Source organism: Bartonella sp. MU37NMGALS (assembly GCF_042194015.1).
Lineage (GTDB): Bacteria > Pseudomonadota > Alphaproteobacteria > Rhizobiales > Rhizobiaceae > Bartonella > Bartonella grahamii.
Genome location: NZ_JBHIML010000061.1, coordinates 1 through 1978 on the forward strand (window position 1 = coordinate 1; position 1978 = coordinate 1978).

2 protein-coding genes and 1 pseudogene are annotated in these 1978 nt (G+C 38.7%); all 3 read right to left on the reverse strand.

The window, feature by feature from the left end:
• Positions 1–82: 82 nt before the first annotated feature.
• Positions 83–856, reverse strand: a complete 774-nt coding sequence (locus tag ACFIJP_RS08840; protein ID WP_375627030.1) for a hypothetical protein — start codon at positions 854–856, stop codon at positions 83–85.
• A gap of 82 nt (positions 857–938) precedes the next feature.
• Positions 939–1445 carry a hypothetical protein gene (locus tag ACFIJP_RS08845; protein ID WP_375627031.1) on the reverse strand — a complete coding sequence of 169 codons (507 nt, stop codon included), beginning with the start codon at positions 1443–1445 and terminating at the stop codon, positions 939–941.
• Positions 1446–1737: 292 nt separating this feature from the next.
• Positions 1738–1978: pseudogene (locus tag ACFIJP_RS08850) on the reverse strand (hypothetical protein); the annotation flags it as partial.

Below are 1978 nucleotides of genomic sequence, written 5' to 3' on the forward strand. Positions count from 1 at the left end.
TTAGATCGCTAGCTGTTTTGATAATAAAAGCCGTGTCTTAAAGGACGCGGCTTTTTTGCTATAAAGCAGCCCCCCGCGTTATTTAAGCAGCGTCTTTTAGTGACAGATTATCATCACAGATATCATTACGAATTTTTGCACGGCTATTCACAACAGCATTGCCATAAATTTGCACATGATGATCAATATTTGATTTGCCATAGACCTTGGCATGATCATAAATTCTTACAAAGCAACCAACACGAGCCGAGCCAGAAACCTTGGCATGACCATAGATACTTGAATAATCCTTAATCCAAGCATTACAAAAAACATGGGCATTATCATAAACCCGCGCCCAGACATAAACCCGTGACTTGCCATACACATGGGCATTGCCAAAAATATAGCCACAAACATAGGCACTTTCATAGACACGGGCATTGTCATAAACCTTGGCACCATTAGAAATAGTAGCATTATCACTAATTACGGCATTACCATAAACATGCCCACAGACCTTAGCGTTATCATGAATTTTTGCGTTATCATAAATATGAGCGGTTGTATCAAAAACCAATGCCTTGCCATTAACGATAGCATTGCCATACACCTTGGCACCTCTAAAGATTTTAGCATCATTATAAATTTTAGCATTTTCATAAACAGTTGCATCGAAAAGAACCGCGGCATTATCATAGACCCAGCAATTGCCATCATGGGATAAGTTACTTTCATTTTCAATAAAACCGCCGAGGTCCCCCGCCTTAACATCATCAAAATCTCTTAGAGCACGTATGCGGTGTAAAGTAAGACCATCAAAAGTGAAGTTTTCATTAGTAAATTCATATTTTTTAGATACAGTTGTAGTGGTCATAGGTAACTCCTAATCTAATATTCAAACAAATTTTAAGTGAAATGGTTATAAGGAGGCGCCCCCGCCGCGCCCGCGCCGTTATTTAAGCTGTTTTCCTATGAGCACGACACATAACAAAGCAAATTTCACCATAAGGAGAAAGGCGTTCTGTATAAACATTATTCATTGTGTCACCACAAATATTCTTAGTAACAATAGCCATGCCACATGCATTGGCATTTTCATAAACATGCACTTTACTTACAATTTTTGCACTATCGAAAACATGGGCATTATCATACACATGGGCATTGGCAAAAACCTTTGCTGAATCGTAGACGCGAGCATTACCATATACAAAACCACCAACACCTGCATTGCCATAAACCTGCGCATTTTCGTAAACACGACCAGGGCTCACAACAATGGCCTGATCACCAACCCAGCAATTACCATCATGGGAAAGATTTTCTTCAGATTCAATATAGCCACCAAGTTGACCAGCTTTAACATCACCAAAATCTCTTAACGCCTTAATGCGATAAAGTTTTTTACCCTCACGAAGAATTGTTTGATTGGTGAGTTGATATTTTTTGACAGAATTTTGCATAATAAATCCTATTCGTAAAGAAGGTTTCTATTGACACCCTATAAGGGCGCCGGGCGCTAGAAACACGGCGAATAGTCCGCTGTGTGCTTTCCCCTAAAAAGGGTATTGTATAACACACTACACCCGACATAAATCGTTATATGCCAATGATAGCATAAAAGAAAGTCAGTATTTTAAAAGGCATGGGAGAGGCTGTATCGTAACCTATCCGCTATTCGCTAAGTGTTTCTACACACTTGATGCCTTTCTAAACGAACCTTTTTTTAATGTCAATACGTATTTTTTATTTTTTTCAATTTTTTTCATTTTGATACCTACCTAATTGAATACCAAGTGCTTTCTCTAGTTCACTGTCTATATCATCATAAGTTTTCACTGCTTTCACTGTACGTTTTTTGATTTCCCTATTCACCTCGTCTATCAATGCTTCGCAACTCAATACGCTTCTTGGCAAATCACCCCCATATATCCAAGCTTTCACTTGCGCCTTGGTACTGTAATCAACTTTACAAGGCATCTCATGATACTGACCA

Bases quoted from the DNA above. Each gene is read 5' to 3' on its own strand.
- ACFIJP_RS08840 (WP_375627030.1), bottom strand. From the start codon at position 856: ATGACCACTACAACTGTATCTAAAAAATATGAATTTACTAATGAAAAC.
- ACFIJP_RS08845 (WP_375627031.1), bottom strand. From the start codon at position 1,445: ATGCAAAATTCTGTCAAAAAATATCAACTCACCAATCAAACAATTCTT.